2 protein-coding genes are annotated in these 3,444 nt (G+C 66.9%); both read left to right on the top strand.

Annotated features, from left to right (window positions below; translation table 11 throughout):
• Window positions 1-1,615: DNA polymerase I (gene polA / locus Q4I23_RS31590; protein WP_498528842.1), on the top strand; the 1,615-nt coding region annotated here is incomplete at its 5' end.
• 1 nt (window position 1,616) lies between these two features.
• A partial coding sequence (locus tag Q4I23_RS31585) for a CheR family methyltransferase (RefSeq protein ID WP_498528841.1) occupies window positions 1,617-3,444 on the top strand: 1,828 nt, incomplete at its 3' end.

The following is a 3,444-nucleotide window of genomic DNA, read 5'->3' as shown; positions in this document are numbered from 1 at the left end:
AGCGCCGAAGCAGATCCCGGCGGAGGACGCGCTGAAGGCCCTGAAGGAGGTGCTGGAGGACCCGGCGATCCTCAAGATCGGGCACAATTTCAAGTTCGACCACCAGCTGTTCGCCCGCCACGGCGTGCGCGTGTCGCCGGTCGACGACAGCATGCTGATCTCCTACGTGCTGGAGGGCGGCGCCCACGGCCACGGCATGGACGAGCTGGCGGAACTGCACCTCGCCCACACGACCATCCCCTACAAGGAGGTCTGCGGCACCGGGAAGAACCAGATCACCTTCGACCGCGTGCCGCTCGACAAGGCGCTGGCCTATGCCGCGGAGGACGCCGACATCACGCTGCGGCTGTGGCGGGTGCTGAAGCCGCGGCTGGTCGACGAGCGGATGGTCACCGTCTACGAGACGCTGGAACGCCCGCTGGTCCCGGTGATCGCCGACATGGAATCCTGCGGTATCCGCGTGGACCGGGCGGCGCTCGCCCGCCTCTCCCAGGACCTCGCCGTCCGCATGGCGGAGATCGAGAAGGAGGTGCACGGGCACGCCGGGCGCAGCTTCAACATCGGCTCGCCCAAGCAGCTCGGCGAGATCCTGTTCGACGAGATGAAGCTCGGCACCGGCAAGAAGGGCAAGACCGGCGCCTACTCCACCGATTCCAGCGTGCTGGAGGAACTGGCGGAGCAGGGCCGCGTCATCGCCCAGCGCGTGCTCGACTGGCGCCAGCTCGCCAAGCTGAAGAACACCTACACCGACGCGCTCCAGGCCCAGATCGTCGAGGGGACGGAGCGGGTGCACACCGCCTTCGCCATGGCGGCGACCAACACCGGCCGCCTGTCCTCGACCGACCCGAACCTGCAGAACATCCCGGTCCGCACCGAGGAGGGTCGCAAGATCCGCCGCGCCTTCGTGGCGGCACCGGGGCACAAGCTGATCTCCGTCGACTATTCGCAGATCGAGCTGCGGCTGGTCGCCGAGATGGCCGACATCGCCGCGCTGAAACAGGCATTCCAGGACGGCATCGACATTCACGCGGCCACCGCCAGCCAGGTCTTCGGCGTGCCGCTGGACCAGATGACCTCGGAGATCCGGCGCAAGGCCAAGGCGATCAACTTCGGCATCATCTACGGTATTTCCGGCTTCGGGCTGGGCCGCCAGCTCGGCATCGCGCCGGGCGAGGCCAACGCCTTCATCAAGGCCTATTTCGAGCGCTTCCACGAGCTGAAGGTGTGGATGGAGGCGACCAAGGCCTTCGCCCGCCAGAACGGCCATGTGGTGACTCTGTTCGGGCGGCGCTGCTACATCCCCGGCATCCACGACAAGAACGCCGCCCGCCGCGCCTTCGCGGAACGGCAGGCGATCAACGCGCCGATCCAGGGCACCGCCGCCGACATCATGAAGCGCGCCATGGCGCGCGTGCCCGGCGCCCTAAAGGAAGCCGGCTTCGACGACGTGCGCATGCTGTTGCAGGTGCACGACGAACTGCTGTTCGAGGCGCCGGAGGATCAGGCCGAACGCGCCGCCGCCCTGGTGCGGCAGGTCATGGAGGGTGCCGCCACGCTCGGCGTGCCGCTGGTGGCGGAGGCCGGCATCGGCGGCAACTGGGACGAGGCACACTGAGATGTCCGGCAAGGATTCCGGCACCAAGGAACCCGCCGACCCCGAATTCGAGGCGCTGATCCGCTACATCCAGGAGAGCCGCGGCCTCGATTTCCGTGGCTACAAGCGCACCAGCCTGCAGCGACGCATCCGCCGCCGGATGGAGGATGCCGGCTGCGAGGATTTCGCCGCCTATCACGGCCTGCTGGAAGCCGACCCGCAGGAATTCATCCATCTTCTGAACACCGTGCTGATCAACGTGACCTCCTTCTTCCGCGACACCGAGTCGTGGGACGTGCTGCGGAAGGACGTGGTCCCGCAGATCCTGGCGCAGCGTTCCAACCGCGACCCCATCCGCATCTGGAGCGCCGGCTGCGCGTCGGGGGAGGAGCCCTATTCCCTTGCCATGCTGTTCGCGGAGGCGCTGGGCAAGGACGCCTTCATCAACCGGGTGAAGATCTACGCCACCGATCTGGACGACGCGGCGCTGAACATCGCCCGGCACGCCATCTATTCCCCGCGCGACGTGGAAGGCGTGCCGTCCCCGCTGCTGGAGCGGTATTTCGAGCGCACCAACAACCACCACGTCTTCCAGCGCGAGCTGCGCAAATGCGTGATCTTCGGGCGGCACAATCTGGTGACCGACGCCCCGATCTCGCGCATCGACCTGCTGGTCTGCCGCAACCTGCTGATCTATCTGGAAAGCGACACCCAGAACATCGTCCTGCCGCGCCTCCACTACGCGCTGACCAACGACGGCGTCCTGTTCCTCGGCAAGGCGGAGACCCAGCTCGCCCGCTCGAAGATGTTCGAGCCGGTGAACCTGAAGAGCCGCATCTTCCGCAAGGTGCCACAGGAATGGCGGCGCAGCCCTGGCGGCAGCCTGACCATCGCGCCGGAGCACAACAACCACCGGCAGAGCTTCCAGAGCCGGCTGATGGAAGGCATCGTGGACAGCAGCGCCACCGCCTATCTGTCGGTCAACGGCGACGGCATTCTCGTCTTCGCCAACGCCATGGCCCGGCGCCTTCTCGATGTGGGCGAGATTGACATCGGCCGCCCGTTCCAGGATCTGTCGATCTCCTATCGCCCGGCGGAGCTGCGCTCGCGCATCGAGGAGGTGCAGAAGACCGGGCGCGTGGTGCGCATCGAGCACCAGGAATTCACCCGGCCGCCGGGCGAGCCGATGCGCCTGACCATCGAAATCTCCCTGCTTTACGGGCGTGACGGCAAGCCCTTCGCCACGCTGCTCGGCTTCACCGACACCAGCCGGCATTTCCAGGTGCAGCAGGAGCTGGAAGCCGCCCAGGAAAGCCTGGAGACGACGATCGAGGAGCTGCAAAGCTCCAACGAGGAGTTGGAGACGACCAACGAGGAGCTCCAGTCCACCAACGAGGAGTTGGAAACCACCAACGAGGAACTTCAGTCCACCAACGAGGAACTGGAGACCATGAACGAGGAGCTGCGCTCCGCGAACGAGGAGCTGGAGGTCGCCAACGAGGAGCTGCGCCGCCAGGGCGAGGAGTCCGGGGAGTTCCGCCGCTACTCGGAATCGATCCTGCGCAGCATGGACGTGGGCATCATCGTTCTGGACCAGGATTTGCGCGTGCGCTCCTGGAACCGCTGGGGCGAGAACATGTGGGGCCTGCGCGCCGAGGAGGTGCAGGACGAACATTTCCCCGACCTCGACATCGGCCTGCCGGTGCACCGGCTCCGCCTCGACCTGGAGAGGGTCCTGCACAGCGAGGCGCCGCAGGGTCCCGTCATGCTCAACGCCGTGGACCGGCGCGGCCGCGCGGTTGCCTGCCGGGTCCGGCTCTCCCCGCTGCTGTACGAGGCGCGGGAGGCCC

It is taken from the genome of Azospirillum sp. UFLA03-27 (assembly GCF_059803775.1).
This window is presented reverse-complemented; position numbering and strand designations above follow the sequence as displayed.